The sequence below is a fragment of the Corynebacterium faecium genome, from assembly GCF_027257105.1.
Taxonomy (GTDB): Bacteria; Actinomycetota; Actinomycetes; order Mycobacteriales; family Mycobacteriaceae; genus Corynebacterium; species Corynebacterium lehmanniae.
On record NZ_JAPYJX010000003.1, the window covers coordinates 102,651 to 116,769 of the forward strand.

Consider the following 14,119-nt stretch of genomic DNA (forward strand, 5'->3'; position numbering starts at 1 on the left):
CGCATACGATCGCAACCATGACAATTCGGGTGCTTATCGTGGACGACGAGGCCTTCCTCGCCGACGCCATCGCCACCGGCCTTTCGCGCGCCGGGATGCACACACGCGTCGCCTACGACGGGTTTGAGGTGCTGAAGCTTATCGACGAGCTGCCGCCCGACGTCGTCGTATTGGACCGGGACCTGCCCGGGGTGCACGGCGACGCGGTGTGCAGGCACGTCGTGGAGTCCCAGCCCGCCACGCGGGTGATCATGCTGACCGCGTCCGGGGCGCTGGACGACCGGCTGGAGGGCTTCGACCTCGGCGCCGACGACTACTTGGCCAAGCCGTTCGAGCTGCCGGAGCTGGTGGCGCGGGTTAAAGCCCTGGCCAAGCGCAACGCGCCGTCGCGCGGCGAGGTGTACCGCTGCGGGGACGTGCGCCTGGACACCTTCCGCCGCGAGGTGACCCGCGGAGAGGCACCGGTGAGCCTGAGCCCAAAGGAGTTCGCGGTCCTCAAGGTGCTCATGGAGGCCGGCGGCGGGGTGATCTCCGCCGAGGACCTGCTTGCCGAGGCGTGGGACGAAAACGCCGACCCGTTCACCAACTCCCCGCGCGTGACGGTGTCGCACCTGCGCAAGAAGCTCGGCGAGCCGCGCATCGTGCACACCGTCACCGGCGCCGGGTACTACGTGGCGGAGGCGGAGCGATGAGGCTGAGCCTGCGGGCACGGATCACGGTGATGTTCATCGCCACCGTCCTCGGCGTCGGCTTGGCGCTGATCGGGCTGGTGTACGCCTATTTGAAGCTGACCCCGGTGCCGGTGATGGCGTCGTTTCCGGGCGCTGACGACGGCGTGGTCATCGACGGCGCCGTGCCGGTGACCGACGAGATCCTGCGCCGCATCCTCCTCGCCTCCCTGGGGGCGCTCGCGCTGCTCACCGCGCTTGCGGGCGTGGTGGGCTGGTTCGTGGCGGGGCTGGTGATCACCCCACTGCGCTCCATCGCCGACGACGCCCGCACCGTCACCCGCGGCGACCTGAAAGCCCGCATCGACTACGACGGCCCCCGCGACGAGGTCGGCGAGCTGGCCGAGGCGCTCAACGCCATGTTGGACGAGCTCGCCGACGCCGTCGAGCGCCAGCGCCGCTTCGCCGCCAACGCCTCGCATGAGCTGAAGACCCCGATCGCGACCATTCAGACCGTCGCCGACGTTGCGCTTTCCGGCGACGACGCTGACCTGCGCCCGGCGCTCGGCCGGATCCGCGAGGTCAACGCCCGCAACGCCGCGACCGTCTCCTCGCTGCTGCAGCTGGCCAACGTGCAGGTCCGCGACCGCGCGGCCGTGGACCTGGCCGCCGTGTGCCGCGAGGTCGGCGCCGCCCACGGCATGCCCGTAGACACCGCAGACGGCGCGCCGCTGACCGTCGAGGCCTCCCCCACCCTGGTCCGCCAGGCCGTGGACAACCTCGCGCGCAACGCCGCCATCCACGGCACAGGCGGCTCGATCGCACTCAGGCGCGTCGGGGCCGGCGCCGAGATCACCGTCGAATCCGGCGGCGATCAGCTCGACCCGGCGGAGGTCGCCACCTGGACCGAGCCGTTTGCCCGCGCCCGCCGCACCGCGGGTTCCGGCCACGGGCTGGGTCTTGCCCTGGTCAAGGCGATTGCGAAGGCCCACGGCGGTTCGGTTGAGTTGGCGCCGCGGGCCGGGGGCGGGCTCGTCGTGAAACTACTGCTCCCTGCGTAGCGCACCCTCGAAGCGGGCCTTCGCCGCCTCGATGTCCTCGGCGTTGTGGGAGGTGGGCACGTCCGCGCGGTCCGGGAAGACGGCCTTGCCCTGCGGCAGGTTGATCGCCGGCTGGTTCGGCTCCTCGCCGCCCTCACCGCGCAGGTGCGGGTGCGCGTAGTCGGCGCAGTGGTCCAAGAACACGCGCGGCGGGGCGAAGAAGTTGCAGCCGGTCAGCGCCTCGGAGAAGTCCAGGATGCGGTCGTAGTTGCCCTCCGGCTCGCCGATGAACATCCGCCGCAGCATCACCTCGGTAACGCGCGGGTCGCGGGCGTAGCTCATGAAGAAGGTGCCCTGCTTGCCCAGCGCGTCGCCGAACGAGAGGTTGTTGCGCACGATCTCCAGGCCGTTGCCGTCCTCGTCCTCGACCTGGTTGACGGCGACGTGGCTGTTCGGGGCCTTCTCGTCCAGCTCGATGTCGGAGTGCTTCGTGCGCCCGATGACCTGCTCCTGCTCCGCCACCGGCAGTTCGTTCCAGTCCTTTAAGTTGTGCACGTACTTCTGCTCGACGATGTAGCTGCCGCCCTTCCAGATGCCGTCGCGGATGATCGCCACCTCGACGCCCTCCTGGCCGCGGGGGCTCTCGGTGCCGTCGACGAAGCCGAGCGGGTCGCGGAAGTCCTGGTACTGGAACGCGTGGACCTCGTCGTGGTAGTCGATGTGGTCCTCCACGATCGCGTTGATGCGGCGGCCCAGCTCGAAGGCGACGTCGAACTCGTCGGAGCGGATGTGGAAGAACACATCGCCCGGGGTGGACGGCGCGTGGTGCTTCGCACCCTGAAGCTCCACAAACTCGTGCAGGTGCTCCGGCTTGTCCAGCGCGAAGAGGCGGTCCCACATCTTCGCACCGATGCCGGCCACCGCGGTCAGGTGCGCCTTGGGATAGCGGAAGCCCACCCCGTTGGTCAGGCTGGACAGGCTGGACAGCACCTCCAGCGCCGCCTCCTCGCCACCGTCTTTGAAGCCGAGGGTGATAAACAGCGCGTCCCGCGACTGCGGGAGGATCACGGTTTGGGTAACTTCTGCCTGGTTTCTACTCGTCATGGGGTTAAGTATTCCCTATTGGCCCGAGTTGTGCCGGACCAGGGCTTCCACAACCGGTCCTGTCTCGCCGAAGACGTAGGCCCGAGCGAGTAGATCGTGAAACTCGCGGCTCACCGACGGGTCCGCGTCGTCGTGCGGCACCGCCATCAGCACACCTGCCCCCTGGCCGATTAAGTAACTGTTCGCGGCGAAGATCGCGGTGCGTTTGTTGCCGTCTTCGAAAGGCTGGGCTCGAGCGACTTCGACGAAGAGGTGTGCGGCGGACCGGAGGGAGTCGTCAAGCTTGAGCTGCTGTTGCATGAGCGCGTCGAGCTCTTCAGCCGTGAGCGCCGCGGGTTCGTGCCGGCCGTGGGCGGTGTGCACGCCGATGCCCTGTTCCGCCCGGCGCAGCTTTCCAGGGTTGAGCGCGGCGCTGCGGGTGAGCTGCGCATTGATGCGCCCAAGATAGGCCGCGGTAATTGGCTCGCCGGCGGTGGCGATGACGAACTCCGCCGCCGCCTCCAGGTCCTGCAGCAACGCCAGATCACCGCGGCCACGCACCCCGTCCGTATCGCCCGAGCGCAGGTAGCGGTCGGTGGCAGGACGGCTGGTGGACAGCCCGTCGAAGACGACACCGGCGGTGTAGATGACGTCGAGTAGATCGGTCGCGTGCATGCCTTTACGCTACAGCTCCCGGATATACAGCAGCATCCTTGATCCAGCCTCGATGTTGGTGAAGCCGTGCTGTTCGTAGAACCGGCGAGCGCCCGCGTCGACCTCGTCGACGTTGATCTGCATCTCGCCCGCCCCTCGCGCTTCGAGCTCAGACAGCACCCGCGCCATCATCTGCGTGCCCAGCCCGCGGCCGCGGTGCGCCGGGGCGACGTAGAGCTCCTCCAGCATCGCCACCGGGCCGTCGTAGTACGGGCTTGGCCGCAGCGTTAAATACGCGAACCCGACCTCGCCCGCCAGCACCACGATCACGTCGTCGCGGGCGATGAGCTGCGCGAACCTGCGTTCCAGGTTGTCGGGCACCGGGGTGTCGAACTCGGTGTTGAAATCGTGCAACAGCTTTGCGACGAGCTCCGCCTCCCCCACCGTCGCCATCCGAATCACAACACCGCCCACCCAACCGCCGCGGCGCCGATGACCACCGCCCAGGCCGGAGCCTTGAAGTTGCGCAGCGTCACGAACGCCGCGGCCGCCACAGCCATCGTCGCCGGTCCGTGGATGCCGGACGTGAACACCGGGGTGTACAGCGCCGCGGCGAGGATGCCCACCACGGCCGCGTTCGCGCCGGCCAGGGCGTTGGCCGCGCGCGGGTTGGCGCGCAGCCGGTCCCAAAACGGCATGATCCCGACGACCAACAGCGCCGCCGGCAGGAAGATCGCCACCGTGGCCAGGGTTGCGCCCCACAGCCAGTGCACGCCCTCGGCCGAGGCGCCGAGAAAGGACGCGAAGGTGAACAGCGGGCCGGGCACCGCCTGGGCGGCGCCGTAGCCGGCGAGGAAGGTGTCGTGGTCCACCAGCCCGGTGGGCACCGTGGCCTGCTCCAACAGCGGCAGCACCACGTGTCCGCCGCCGAAGACGAGGGCGCCGGAGCGGTAGAAGCTGTCGAACATCCCCCAGCTCGTGCCCATGCGCCCAGCCAGCGGAAGCAGCGCGAGCAGGGCCGCGAACACTCCTAAGCTGACAATCCCTACGGTGCGGCTGGCGGTGGAGGTGCGGTTGGGGGCCGGAGGGGCGTCGATAGGCGAAAGTGCGAAGCTGGCCACGAGCATGCCCGCAGCGATCGCGCCGACCTGGGCCGCCGGGTGTGAGACGAGCAGGACGATGAGGAAGGCGGCGAGCGCGACGGCCGCGCGCAACCGGTCCGTGACGATGCTTTTGGCCATCCCCATCACCGCCTGCGCGACGACCGCGACCGCCGCCGCCTTCAGTCCCGCGAGCCAGCCGGCGTCCGAGATGTCGCCGAGGCGCGCCACCCCGAGCGCGAACGCGACCATGAGGATGACGCTCGGCAGCGTGAAGCCCAAAAACGCCGCGAGCATGCCACCGTAGCCCGCGCGCTTGAGGCCGATTGCCATGCCGACCTGGCTCGATGCGGGGCCCGGCATGAACTGGCACAGGGCGACGAGGTCGGCGTATTCGTCGTCGCTGAGCCACCTTCGCTTATCAACGAACTCGTCCCGGAAGTACCCCAAATGCGCCGTCGGCCCGCCGAAGGATGTCAGGCCGAGGCGGGTGAATATGCGTAGCACTTCCAACACAAGACGAGATGGTAGCGAAGGCAGCTACGCTGCGGGCTGCGCCGACGCCTTTCGCCGGAAGAGTGCAATGACCAGTGCAGTCGCGGCCGCCATGGCGACGAAGCTCGCTGCGGTGGCCGCGGCCGACGTGGGCAATCCAAGGTCCTGCACCGTGCCGAACGTGTTCCAGGCCAGGTGCACGGCCACCGCTACCCAGATCCCGTTGAACACCCACACCAGCAGGGTAAACAGCAGCGCGTCGGCGACGTAGTGCGCGATGCCGACCGGGGAGCCGTACGCCTGCGGGTGCACGAGGACGAACGGGACCGCAGCGAGCAGCGCGCCGATCACCGGGTTCCGGGTCCACGCGGTGAACGCCTGGAGGAACACGCCGCGGAACGTCATCTCCTCGGCGAGCGCGGCGAACAGCAGCGCGACCAGCTCAACCGGGAAGTCGGCGCCGATGTTGCCGACCACCTGCCCCCACGACGCGCCGTATCCGTACACGCCCACCAGCGACATGACCACAGAGATAACCACCAGGGCCACCGCGAAAGCCGCGAAGGGCACCCACGGCTTCGTCCCGGGCTGCCCGGTGAACACCGACGACACCGGCCGGCGCCCGATCAACCAAACGGCGACAAGCACCGCGAGAATCTCCACAATCACCGACCCGTAGCCGAAGTACTTGTCGGCCGCGCCGCTGGAGGTGTCTACGCCCGCAGCTTCCAACGACAGGTCGAGCACTCCCGTAAACAGCACAGCCAGGACGGCCACCGCCAGGATTTCGGCGAGCGGCCTCCACCACGCGTAGTTCGGCTGGTTACGGGAGGCGAAAAAGAAATTCCTGGTGCGAGACACTGCGGATTGCTCCTTGTCTTTGTTGCGTGTGGGCTAACTGGGCCATGGTATGCCTCGCGGTTGATATGTGCAGAGGCACGAGTCCGCGTCGCCGCGCCCACCGCGCTAGACTCTCCGCCGGAAAAATTCACGAACGCGTTTGGGAGGTCCACGGTTGCACCACTTCAGCCCGCTGTTTGAGATGGGCCCTGCCCGGCGCGACCACATCCCGGCGTTCCGCGTCGCGCTCGGCGTTGCGGCCGCGATGTTTACCCTGCTTGCGCTCGGCCGGCTGGACCTTGCCATCTACGCGAATTTCGGCGCGTTCACCGGGGTCTACGGGCGCCACGCCACACGCCAGGTGCGGCTGAAGCATCACATCCTCGCGGGTTCCGCCTTAACGCTGTCGGTTACTCTCGGCGCGACGATTGCGTGGTTGGATTTGAGTTCCTGGCTGCTCATCGCCGCCACCGCCCTGGTGTCCTCGGTGTGGGCGACGGTGGCACTGGCCAATGACATGAAGCCGACCGGCTCCGTGTTCGTGGTCTTTTCGGTCGCGGCGGTCGGCTCCCTGAATAACCCGGTCCACCCGGCCCTCGCGTTCGCCATCGCTGGCAGCGCGGCGCTGTTGTGCCTTGCGCTGGGGCAGCTGTCCCACCTCATCGGCGAGGGCCCGGGCGGCGACGCGAAGGAAACCGAGCACCCCTCCCGCGCCCCCGACGCGGGCCGTGTGCCTTGGCGGCGCCTGCGCGTCGAGGCGCGCCGTTTCTTTTTCGCCCCGCTGCTCGCCGGCGTGCTGGGCCTGATTTCCGTGACGATCTTCGACCCGCTATCGCATTCCTACTGGGCGATGGTCGCCGCGGTTGCGCCGCTGGTGAACTCCCGGTTCAAGGTGCAGTACTACCGGGCGATCGAGCGCGTGCTGGGCACCCTGACCGGCATCGCGGCCGCCGGTTTCCTGCTGTCACACCCGATGCAGGGCTGGCAGATCGTCGTGTGGATTGTAATTTTGCAGTACCTCACCGAGATGTACGTGACCCGCAACTACACCATCGCGGCGACGTTTATCACCCCGACGGCGCTGCTCATGATCCAGGTCGTCGACGCCGCCCCCGTCGCGCCGATGCTGCTCGCCCGTACCGCGGAAACTGTCATCGGTGCGATCGCGGCGCTTGTCATCATCGCGGTGGGCTACGTGCGCAAGTACCCCACCGTGGTGTTGCCGGGACGGTAGCGCACTTGCTTCTCGACGGCGCTCCGCCCCACCCCGCGACCTATCTTCCGTCGCCAGTAGTGATGTTCCAGGCGAGCCCGAACTTGTCCTCGACGACACCGAAGTGCGCGCCCCACGGCGCCTGCGCGAACGGCAGCCATCATGGAAAAAGTCGAAGACCTCCAAAATGTTGACGAACTTCGTGCTGCTCTCGAGTTCGACTCCGGTGAGAGGTTCACTGCGGACGAGATTTGTCGTGAGTTGGGGTGCTAGAGCATCGGAAGCTGCTGACCCAGGAGGCGAAAACGTAGGGTGGGCGGCATGAAGGACCTGACCATCGCTCCCGGACCGGGGATCCCCGGCGGCGTGGTCATCGCCGCCTCCGAGTTAACGGAGCGGTTCGCCAAGTCGTCGGGCCCGGGCGGCCAGGGCGTCAACACCACCGACAGCAAGGTGCAGCTCTCCCTCGATGTCGCGGCGTGCGCATCGCTTTCCGATGCTCAACGCCGCCGCGCCCTCACCAACCTCGGGCACCGCCTGGACGGCACCGTCCTCACCGTGGCCGCGTCGAGCCAACGCTCGCAGATCCGCAACCGCGCCGAGGCGCGCGAGCGTTTGGCTGCCCTGTTGCGCGAGGCGCTCGCCCCGCCGCCTCCCCCGCGGCGCAAGACGAAGCCGACCAGGGGCTCGGTGCGGCGCCGTCGAGAAGCGAAGATGCGTCGCTCGGAGTTGAAGTCCACGAGGAAGCGACCTCAGATTCCCTAGAGCTGTCGCCATCGACCACAAGCTCCCTGGGCCAGTAGGCTTCGGCGCATGGAACAGACTTACACATGGCAGCACGTAAACAACCCCTCAATCCAGAACGAGGCCCGAGTGCAGTTTCACCGAACTGGCTTGACGGCTAGCGGTACCCAGGTCGGGGAAGGGTACGAAGCCAGCTGGGAACTGAGTGCTGTAGAGAACTGGGTAACCCAAAACGTGGAGGTCAACGTCGTGGGCGACGGTTGGGAGCGCCACCTTGAGCTCACACGGACCAAAGATGGCGAGTGGACATCGACTACTAAAGAATCGGGTACCCAGCCGAACGGTCTCCCATCCCCTGGCATTGTGCAACCAGCTGATCTTGAAACTGCACTGGACTGTGATCTCGGACTATGCCCATTGACAAACACGATGCCCATCCGGCGCCTCGGGTTGCTCGAAGAAGATGTCTCCAAGACTCCGCTCATCATGGCCTGGATTGATATGCCTTCCCTCCAGGTGATCGCCTCGGATCAGTACTACAGTTCAATCGACTCACACAAAGTTCGCTACGCAAGCGGAACACGAGGAGTCGATGTAGAGCTCGAAGTCGACGAAGATGGGGTTGTCGTCTACTACCCCGACATGGCTCGACGCATTTAGAGTCGCTGACCTGCTACGCCGAGGCAGCCTGGAACGGCTGAATCCGTTCGATTTCCGCCAGGATTTTGTCTTCTGCCACATCCAGGTCGTACTGGGCCTGTAACCCGAGCCAGAATTGGGGGCTCATTTCGAAAAACTTCGCTAGACGAAGGGCCGTGTCAGCCGTTACAGCGCGCTTACCGTGAACAATTTCGTTGATCCGGCGGGGCGGAACGCCGATGGAGACGGCCAGCTTGTGCTGGGTGATCTCCATTTCCTTGAGAAAGTCCTCCATAAGGATCTCACCCGGGTGAACCGGAGGGAGCTTGTCAGTGGTAGTCAACGATCTCAACCTCCTCTGGCCCCGCGGCGGACCACCGAAAACAGATCCGCCACTGGTCGTTGATTCGAATGCTGAACTGACCCCGCCGGTCACCTTTCAAGGCCTCGAGCCGGTTTCCCGGAGGAATCCGTAACTCATCGAGAGTCTGCGCGTACCCAAGCTGGCGAAGCTTGCGCAGCGCTACTGAGTGAATGCGGGAATCGATCGAGCGAACCCGCTCTCGATTCCACAGACGCTCAGTGTCCTTGTCAGCGAATGACTGGATCATGTCTCACCCTATCCCCCATAACGCGAAGCGTCAATAACGCACAACGTTAAGTTTGTGCTCACCCGAATGCAAATGCACAGCCACTTTACACAACCACACCGTCGCAAGCTCCGCGTTACGTTGGCCACCGTGAAGACAATAAGCGGAAAGCCGATCAGCGAAGATCAGGGTGATGCTTGGGTCGCCTAGGCCGAAAAGGCTACGACATCGAGTTCTTACGCTCTCGCGGGAGTGACCCTCGCAATTCAAAACGCTCCACTACGCCGGAAAGCTGAGTCCCCGCCTGGAGACCAGGCTGCGCTTTTCTAAACCCCGCCCCCATAATGATGCTCATGAGCGACCCGAACCTCACTATCCGGCAAATTACCTTCGACTGCCACGATCCGTCTAAGCTCGCCGAGTTCTGGGCGGCCGCAACCGGCTGCGAAATCGCCGCGGATTACGGCGATTTCGTGATGGTTGATTCGGCCCCGGCGCTAGGGTTTCAGCGCGTCGAGGATCCCACCCCCGGAAAGAACCGCATGCATATCGACGTTGGCGGGGCGGAACGCGAAACCTTAGTGGAGCGCCTCAAATACTTAGGCGCTACCGAACTCACCACCCACGAGGCGCCAGGACTCGTATGGACCGTGATGCAGGATCCGGAAGGCAACGAGTTCTGCGTGGGCAATCCCGAAGCCTAGCTACACATTGAACTTAAACTCGACGACGTCCCCGTCAGCCATGACGTAGTCCTTGCCTTCCTGGCGGACCTTGCCGTGTGCGCGGGCCTCGGCCATGGAGCCGGCCGCGTCGAGGTCGTCGAAGCCGACGATCTCGGCCTTGATGAAGCCCTTTTCAAAGTCGGAGTGGATCACGCCGGCGGCCTTCGGGGCGGTGTCGCCCTTGCGGATCGTCCAGGCGCGGGCCTCCTTAGGGCCGGCGGTGAGGTAGGTCTGCAGGCCGAGGGTGTCGAAGCCGGCCTTGGCCAGAGTTTGCAGGCCTGGCTCATCTTGGCCGACGGCGGCGAGGAGCTCGGCGGCGTCTTCGTCGTCAAGCTCCAAAAGCTCCGTTTCGGTCTGGGCGTCCAGGAAGACGGCCTCGGCGGGGGCGACCAGGTCGCGCAGCTCCTGCTTGCGCGCGTCGTCGGTGAGCACGTCCTCGTCGGAGTTGAACACGTAGAGGAACGGCTTCGCGGTCATCAGGTGCAGGTGGTGCAGCAGCGCCAGGTCCACTTCCCCACCCTTGGAGGCGGCGAAGAGGGTGCGGCCGTCCTCGAGCACGGCCTGCGCCTTCTTGGCTTCCTCGGCCTGGGCGGCGACGTCCTTGTCCTTGCGGCCGTCCTTTTCCAGGCGCGGCAGGGCCTTTTCAATGGTCTGTAGGTCGGCGAAGATCAGCTCGGTGTTGATGACCTCGATGTCCGAAGACGGGTCGACCTTGCCGTCGACGTGGATCACGTTGTCGTCGGAAAACGCGCGCACCACCTGGCAGATCGCGTCCGCCTCGCGGATGTTGGCCAGAAACGCGTTGCCCATGCCTTCGCCCTCGGAGGCGCCCTTGACAATGCCGGCGATGTCCACGAAGGACACCGTCGCGGGCAGCACGCGCTCCGAGTCGAAGATTTCCGCCAGGCGGTCCAGGCGAGGATCCGGCAGCTCCACCAGGCCCACGTTGGGCTCGATGGTGGCGAACGGGTAGTTCGCGGCAAGCACCTCGTTGCGCGTCAGGGCGTTAAACAGGGTGGACTTGCCAACGTTGGGCAGACCGACAATTCCAAGAGTAAGGCTCACGTCGCAATATCCTAGCGGAGGCTTGCGCGGGGTTCGGAGGGGGCCGTGAGGTGCGCCGTCGCAAAGCAAATTGCAATGGGGCACAATGGTGCGCGTGAGTGAACCGATCAAGACCCCCGTGCGCGAAGACCGTGTGGACCGCAACGTTGTGTTCAACGACTGGATCGCTTCCGCGGCGAAGTTCACGCTGCGCATCCTGGTCATCGCGGTGTTTTTGTACGCGGTGGGCCAGCTTATCGGCACGTTTTGGGCCGGTGTTTTACCGGTCGTCATCGCGCTCATCGTGTGCACCGTGCTCGCCCCAATCGCAGCTGCTTTACGACGCCAAAGGGTCCCCTCCGGCCTCGCCGCCCTGTTGACGATGCTGTTGTTCTTCGGGGTGCTGGCATTTATCGGCATGTTGATCGCCCCGGACATCGTGGGCCAGTCTCGCCTGCTGTACATCCAGGCGTTCGAGGGCATTCAGCGCCTTCAGCTATGGGCGCAGGGCCCTCCGCTGAACATGGACCCAGAAAACCTCAACGAGGGCGTCAACGAGATCCAGCGGTGGATCCAGAACCAGGCGGGCGCGATCGCCGGCGGGGTGTTCTCCGGCATCAACACCGCCGCCGGGCTGTCGGTGACGCTGATGGTGCTGTTCGTGCTCACCTTCTTCTTTCTCAAAGACGGGCACCGCTTCCTGCCGTGGCTGCGCTCCGCCACCGGCGGCCGCACCGGCCTGTACCTGACGGAGCTGCTCACCCGCGCCTGGAACACCCTGTCCGGGTTCATCCGCGCGCAGGCGGTGTGCTCGCTGGTAGACGCGATCGTCATCGGCACCGGTATCGCGATCGTGGGCGTGCCGATGGCGTTCACGCTCGCGCTGATCACGTTCATGGCGGGCTTCATCCCGATCGTCGGCGCCGTGGTCGCGGGCGCGCTGGCGGTGCTGATCGCTCTGGTCACCCTCGGGTTCACCAAGGCGCTGATCGTGCTGGCGATCGTGCTGGCCACCCAGCAGCTGGAGGGCAACGTCCTCTCCCCCATGCTGCAGTCGCGGGCGATGAACCTGCACCCGGTGATCGTGCTGGTTTCGGTCACGGTCGGTGGCACGCTGTTCGGCCTTGTCGGCGGCTTCCTTGCCGTGCCGACCGCCGCGATGGTCGCGGTGGTGTACCGCTACCTGCTGGAGGTGCTGCGCATCAACGCCGGCGAGCTGGGCGCAGATGACATCGAATTCACCACCGACGAGGGCCGGGTCATCGCGGAGATCGTCGAGGCAGAGTCCGTGCACAAACGCCAGGAGTGGCGCGGCGAGCGCGAGTGGGTCAACGCCCCCGTCGCCGACGAGGAAGCAGAAAGGCAGACTGAGCGCTTCGGCACCTCCAGCCTGCGGAAGCTGCGCGAAACTGGCCTTGGGCGGCTGCGCGGGTGGCAGTCGAGCGACAGTAGCAAGGACACCCCAAGCGAACATATGAGCGAACCCGAACGCTAGCGTGTCTTGCGGGTGTGGTTGACTGCCAGCCATGTCGACCGCCACCGTGCTTTTGCTCCTCGCCACCGGCCTGCTCGCGGGCTTTATCGCCGGCGTGTTCACCGGCGCCGCCTGGATGCGCCGCTCCACCCCGCAGCCCGCTCCCCCGCAGGACCTGCGGCCTGTCGCCCGCGCGCTGAAAGACATGCGCGAACAGCTCGACGAGATGGACAAGCAGCAGGCGGTCTCCGCATCCTCGCTGGCGGGCCAGGTGCAGGCGATCGGGCGCACGTCGGCACGCCTGGGCGACCGTACCGACCAGCTCATCACCGCCCTGCGCTCCCCGCAGACCCGCGGCCGCTGGGGCGAAATCCAGCTCGAGCGGGTGGTTGAGCTGGGCGGCATGCTCGAGCACGTCGACTTTGACACCCAGGAGCACATGCTTATCGACGGCTCACGCGTCCGCCCCGACATGATCATCCGCCTCACACAGGGCAGAAACATCGTCGTCGACGCGAAGGTGCCGTTCCAGGCGTACCTGGACGCGCTGGGCACCGAGGACCCGGAGGAGCGCCAGGCGTTCATGCGCCGCCACGCCCACCTGGTGCGCGCGCACGTGGACACCTTGTCGGCGAAGTCCTACATCGAGGCGTTCCAGCCCACCCCGGAGTTCGTGGTGCTGTTCGTGCCGGCAGACCCGTTCCTGGACGCGGCGCTGTCCATCGACCCCGAGCTGTTGGACTACGCGTTCGCCCGCGACGTGGTCATCGCCACCCCCACCACCCTGTTCGCGCTACTGCGCACCGTGGCGCTGGGGTGGCGCCAAGAATCGCTCAACGACGCCGCGAAGGAAATCCAGCGCTTAGGCGGGCAGCTGCACCAGCGCCTGTCCACCATGGCTGAGCACTACAACCGGGTCGGCTCGTCGTTGGACAAGGCGGTGGAGGCGTACAACGCCACGCTGGCGTCGATGGATTCACGTGTGATGGTCACCGCCCGCAAGCTGGAGGAGGCCCAGGTGCCGTCGCGGCGCGGCGAGGCCCCAGCATTGAAACCGGTCTCTTCGCGTGCCCGGCACGCTGCCGAGCACACCGGCGAGTAGACTCGTCTGGCGTGTCGCATGTCTCTCACCGGAACTCAACTTCCCCGTCCGCAACGTTTCACGGGTTGCCCACGGGGTCCGGCATTGGCATCATCTTCGCCGCGCTGTTCACCGGCGTGCTGCTGTCGCTTTCCACCGGGGTGATCGGCTGGCCGTTTCTGGCCCTGTACGCCGTCGCGGTGATTGTGGTGGCCACACTGGTCAACCCGCGGGGGCTGTTCCTCAACGTGGCCAGCGCGCCGATCCTGTTCGTGATCGCGGTGGTGGTCGCCGGCTGGGTGATGTCGCGCACCGAGATCGCGGCCGGCGGCTCCTCCGGCAAGGCCGCGCTGCTGCTGGTGTTCTACCCGGTCACGGAGCTGTTTCCGGTGCTGTTCGCCGTCACGCTGGGCTCTGTGATCATCGCGTTTGTGCGCATCCGCCTGATCAAGCGCCACAACGAACAGCTGGTGCGCCGCGAAACCGCTGAGCGCACCCGGATCAACCGCAGCAACCGCCGCACGAATTCTGAGGGGCGCCGCGCCCGCGAGCGCGCCAAGGCGGTGTCTGTGGACGAGCTTCTGCGCCGCGCCGATTCTGAGCGCAGCCTGAAGCGGGCCGAGCGCGCCGGGCGCACCGAGCGGGCACAGAAAAAGTCCCCGCGGTCCGGCTCCACTTCGATTGCGGACCGGCTCGGCGAGGACCTCTACAAGGGCTAACAGCGAGCCC

Annotated in this window: 17 protein-coding genes; 9 read left to right on the forward strand and 8 right to left on the reverse strand. The window is 66.3% G+C overall.

All coding sequences use genetic code 11. The features are described from left to right. Nucleotides 1–17: 17 nt before the first annotated feature. Together O5O53_RS03955 and O5O53_RS03960 are read left to right on the forward strand one after the other, a co-directional pair. Entirely contained in the window at nucleotides 18–692 is a 675-nt protein-coding gene (locus O5O53_RS03955; protein WP_269509247.1) for a response regulator transcription factor, read from the forward strand. Beyond that, entirely contained in the window at nucleotides 689–1,729 is a 1,041-nt protein-coding gene (locus O5O53_RS03960) for a sensor histidine kinase (protein ID WP_269509249.1), read from the forward strand. The genes O5O53_RS03955 and O5O53_RS03960 overlap by 4 nt, the downstream gene beginning before the upstream one ends. Here the strand turns inward: O5O53_RS03960 and O5O53_RS03965 are convergent. Genes O5O53_RS03965 through O5O53_RS11690 form a run of 5 tightly spaced genes read right to left on the reverse strand, consistent with a single transcriptional unit; the run spans nucleotide 1,712 to nucleotide 5,901 of the window. Further along, nucleotides 1,712–2,812, reverse strand: a complete 1,101-nt coding sequence (locus O5O53_RS03965; protein ID WP_269509251.1) for a Dyp-type peroxidase — start codon at nucleotides 2,810–2,812, stop codon at nucleotides 1,712–1,714. The two genes, O5O53_RS03960 and O5O53_RS03965, sit on opposite strands and share 18 nt — an antisense overlap. A 15-nt stretch (nucleotides 2,813–2,827) precedes the next feature. Beyond that, entirely contained in the window at nucleotides 2,828–3,466 is a 639-nt protein-coding gene (locus O5O53_RS03970; protein ID WP_181888130.1) for a Fic family protein, read from the reverse strand. A gap of 9 nt (nucleotides 3,467–3,475) precedes the next feature. After that, the gene (locus O5O53_RS03975) at nucleotides 3,476–3,898 is read right to left on the reverse strand and encodes a GNAT family N-acetyltransferase (protein ID WP_269509253.1); all 423 of its coding nucleotides are present in this window, start codon (nucleotides 3,896–3,898) and stop codon (nucleotides 3,476–3,478) included. Between the two features lie 5 nt (nucleotides 3,899–3,903). After that, entirely contained in the window at nucleotides 3,904–5,061 is a 1,158-nt protein-coding gene (gene chrA / locus O5O53_RS03980) for a chromate efflux transporter (RefSeq protein ID WP_269509255.1), read from the reverse strand. 24 nt (nucleotides 5,062–5,085) lie between these two features. Continuing rightward, complete coding sequence (locus tag O5O53_RS11690) at nucleotides 5,086–5,901, reverse strand: CPBP family intramembrane glutamic endopeptidase (protein WP_269509257.1); 816 nt, start codon at nucleotides 5,899–5,901, stop codon at nucleotides 5,086–5,088. A 154-nt stretch (nucleotides 5,902–6,055) separates the two neighbouring features. Here O5O53_RS11690 and O5O53_RS03990 point away from each other — a divergent pair, with 154 nt between their 5' ends. The 3 genes from O5O53_RS03990 (at nucleotide 6,056) to O5O53_RS04000 (ending at nucleotide 8,497) form a co-directional block, all read left to right on the forward strand. Then, nucleotides 6,056–7,114: an FUSC family protein gene (locus tag O5O53_RS03990; RefSeq protein ID WP_269509259.1), complete on the forward strand. Its 1,059-nt coding sequence runs from the start codon at nucleotides 6,056–6,058 to the stop codon at nucleotides 7,112–7,114. Nucleotides 7,115–7,414: 300 nt separating this feature from the next. Next, nucleotides 7,415–7,858, forward strand: coding sequence for an alternative ribosome rescue aminoacyl-tRNA hydrolase ArfB (arfB, locus tag O5O53_RS03995; protein WP_269509261.1), 444 nt, complete (start codon nucleotides 7,415–7,417; stop codon nucleotides 7,856–7,858). Nucleotides 7,859–7,906: 48 nt separating this feature from the next. Then, nucleotides 7,907–8,497: a putative glycolipid-binding domain-containing protein gene (locus O5O53_RS04000; protein ID WP_269509263.1), complete on the forward strand. Its 591-nt coding sequence runs from the start codon at nucleotides 7,907–7,909 to the stop codon at nucleotides 8,495–8,497. 13 nt (nucleotides 8,498–8,510) lie between these two features. Here O5O53_RS04000 and O5O53_RS04005 read toward each other — a convergent pair whose 3' ends face one another. Together O5O53_RS04005 and O5O53_RS04010 are read right to left on the reverse strand one after the other, a co-directional pair. Beyond that, nucleotides 8,511–8,771 carry a HigA family addiction module antitoxin gene (locus O5O53_RS04005; RefSeq protein WP_239306094.1) on the reverse strand — a complete coding sequence of 87 codons (261 nt, stop codon included), beginning with the start codon at nucleotides 8,769–8,771 and terminating at the stop codon, nucleotides 8,511–8,513. Between the two features lie 34 nt (nucleotides 8,772–8,805). Further along, nucleotides 8,806–9,087, reverse strand: a complete 282-nt coding sequence (locus tag O5O53_RS04010; RefSeq protein WP_005290974.1) for a type II toxin-antitoxin system RelE/ParE family toxin — start codon at nucleotides 9,085–9,087, stop codon at nucleotides 8,806–8,808. A gap of 332 nt (nucleotides 9,088–9,419) precedes the next feature. Between O5O53_RS04010 and O5O53_RS04015 the strand changes: the two genes are divergently transcribed. Next, entirely contained in the window at nucleotides 9,420–9,770 is a 351-nt protein-coding gene (locus O5O53_RS04015) for a VOC family protein (RefSeq protein WP_437177837.1), read from the forward strand. Here the strand turns inward: O5O53_RS04015 and ychF are convergent, their stop codons facing one another. Next, nucleotides 9,771–10,856: a redox-regulated ATPase YchF gene (gene ychF / locus O5O53_RS04020; protein WP_269509265.1), complete on the reverse strand. Its 1,086-nt coding sequence runs from the start codon at nucleotides 10,854–10,856 to the stop codon at nucleotides 9,771–9,773. 94 nt (nucleotides 10,857–10,950) lie between these two features. On the opposite strand from ychF, the gene O5O53_RS04025 reads away from it, so the two are divergent. Genes O5O53_RS04025 through O5O53_RS04035 form a run of 3 tightly spaced genes read left to right on the forward strand, consistent with a single transcriptional unit; the run spans nucleotide 10,951 to nucleotide 14,109 of the window. Next, nucleotides 10,951–12,330, forward strand: a complete 1,380-nt coding sequence (locus tag O5O53_RS04025; RefSeq protein WP_269509267.1) for an AI-2E family transporter — start codon at nucleotides 10,951–10,953, stop codon at nucleotides 12,328–12,330. A 31-nt stretch (nucleotides 12,331–12,361) separates the two neighbouring features. Next, complete coding sequence (locus tag O5O53_RS04030; protein WP_194991483.1) at nucleotides 12,362–13,411, forward strand: DNA recombination protein RmuC; 1,050 nt, start codon at nucleotides 12,362–12,364, stop codon at nucleotides 13,409–13,411. A gap of 11 nt (nucleotides 13,412–13,422) precedes the next feature. Continuing rightward, on the forward strand, nucleotides 13,423–14,109 hold the full coding sequence (locus O5O53_RS04035; protein WP_269509271.1) for a DUF6542 domain-containing protein: 687 nt from the start codon (nucleotides 13,423–13,425) through the stop codon (nucleotides 14,107–14,109). Nucleotides 14,110–14,119 lie beyond the last annotated feature (10 nt).

Bases quoted from the DNA above. Each gene is read 5' to 3' on its own strand.
- O5O53_RS03955 (WP_269509247.1), top strand. From the start codon at position 18: ATGACAATTCGGGTGCTTATCGTGGACGACGAGGCCTTCCTCGCCGAC.
- O5O53_RS03960 (WP_269509249.1), top strand. From the start codon at position 689: ATGAGGCTGAGCCTGCGGGCACGGATCACGGTGATGTTCATCGCCACC.
- O5O53_RS03965 (WP_269509251.1), bottom strand. From the start codon at position 2,812: ATGACGAGTAGAAACCAGGCAGAAGTTACCCAAACCGTGATCCTCCCG.
- O5O53_RS03970 (WP_181888130.1), bottom strand. From the start codon at position 3,466: ATGCACGCGACCGATCTACTCGACGTCATCTACACCGCCGGTGTCGTC.
- O5O53_RS03975 (WP_269509253.1), bottom strand. From the start codon at position 3,898: ATGGCGACGGTGGGGGAGGCGGAGCTCGTCGCAAAGCTGTTGCACGAT.
- arfB (WP_269509261.1), top strand. From the start codon at position 7,415: ATGAAGGACCTGACCATCGCTCCCGGACCGGGGATCCCCGGCGGCGTG.
- O5O53_RS04000 (WP_269509263.1), top strand. From the start codon at position 7,907: ATGGAACAGACTTACACATGGCAGCACGTAAACAACCCCTCAATCCAG.
- O5O53_RS04005 (WP_239306094.1), bottom strand. From the start codon at position 8,771: ATGGAGGACTTTCTCAAGGAAATGGAGATCACCCAGCACAAGCTGGCC.
- O5O53_RS04010 (WP_005290974.1), bottom strand. From the start codon at position 9,087: ATGATCCAGTCATTCGCTGACAAGGACACTGAGCGTCTGTGGAATCGA.
- O5O53_RS04015 (WP_437177837.1), top strand. From the start codon at position 9,420: ATGAGCGACCCGAACCTCACTATCCGGCAAATTACCTTCGACTGCCAC.
- O5O53_RS04030 (WP_194991483.1), top strand. From the start codon at position 12,362: ATGTCGACCGCCACCGTGCTTTTGCTCCTCGCCACCGGCCTGCTCGCG.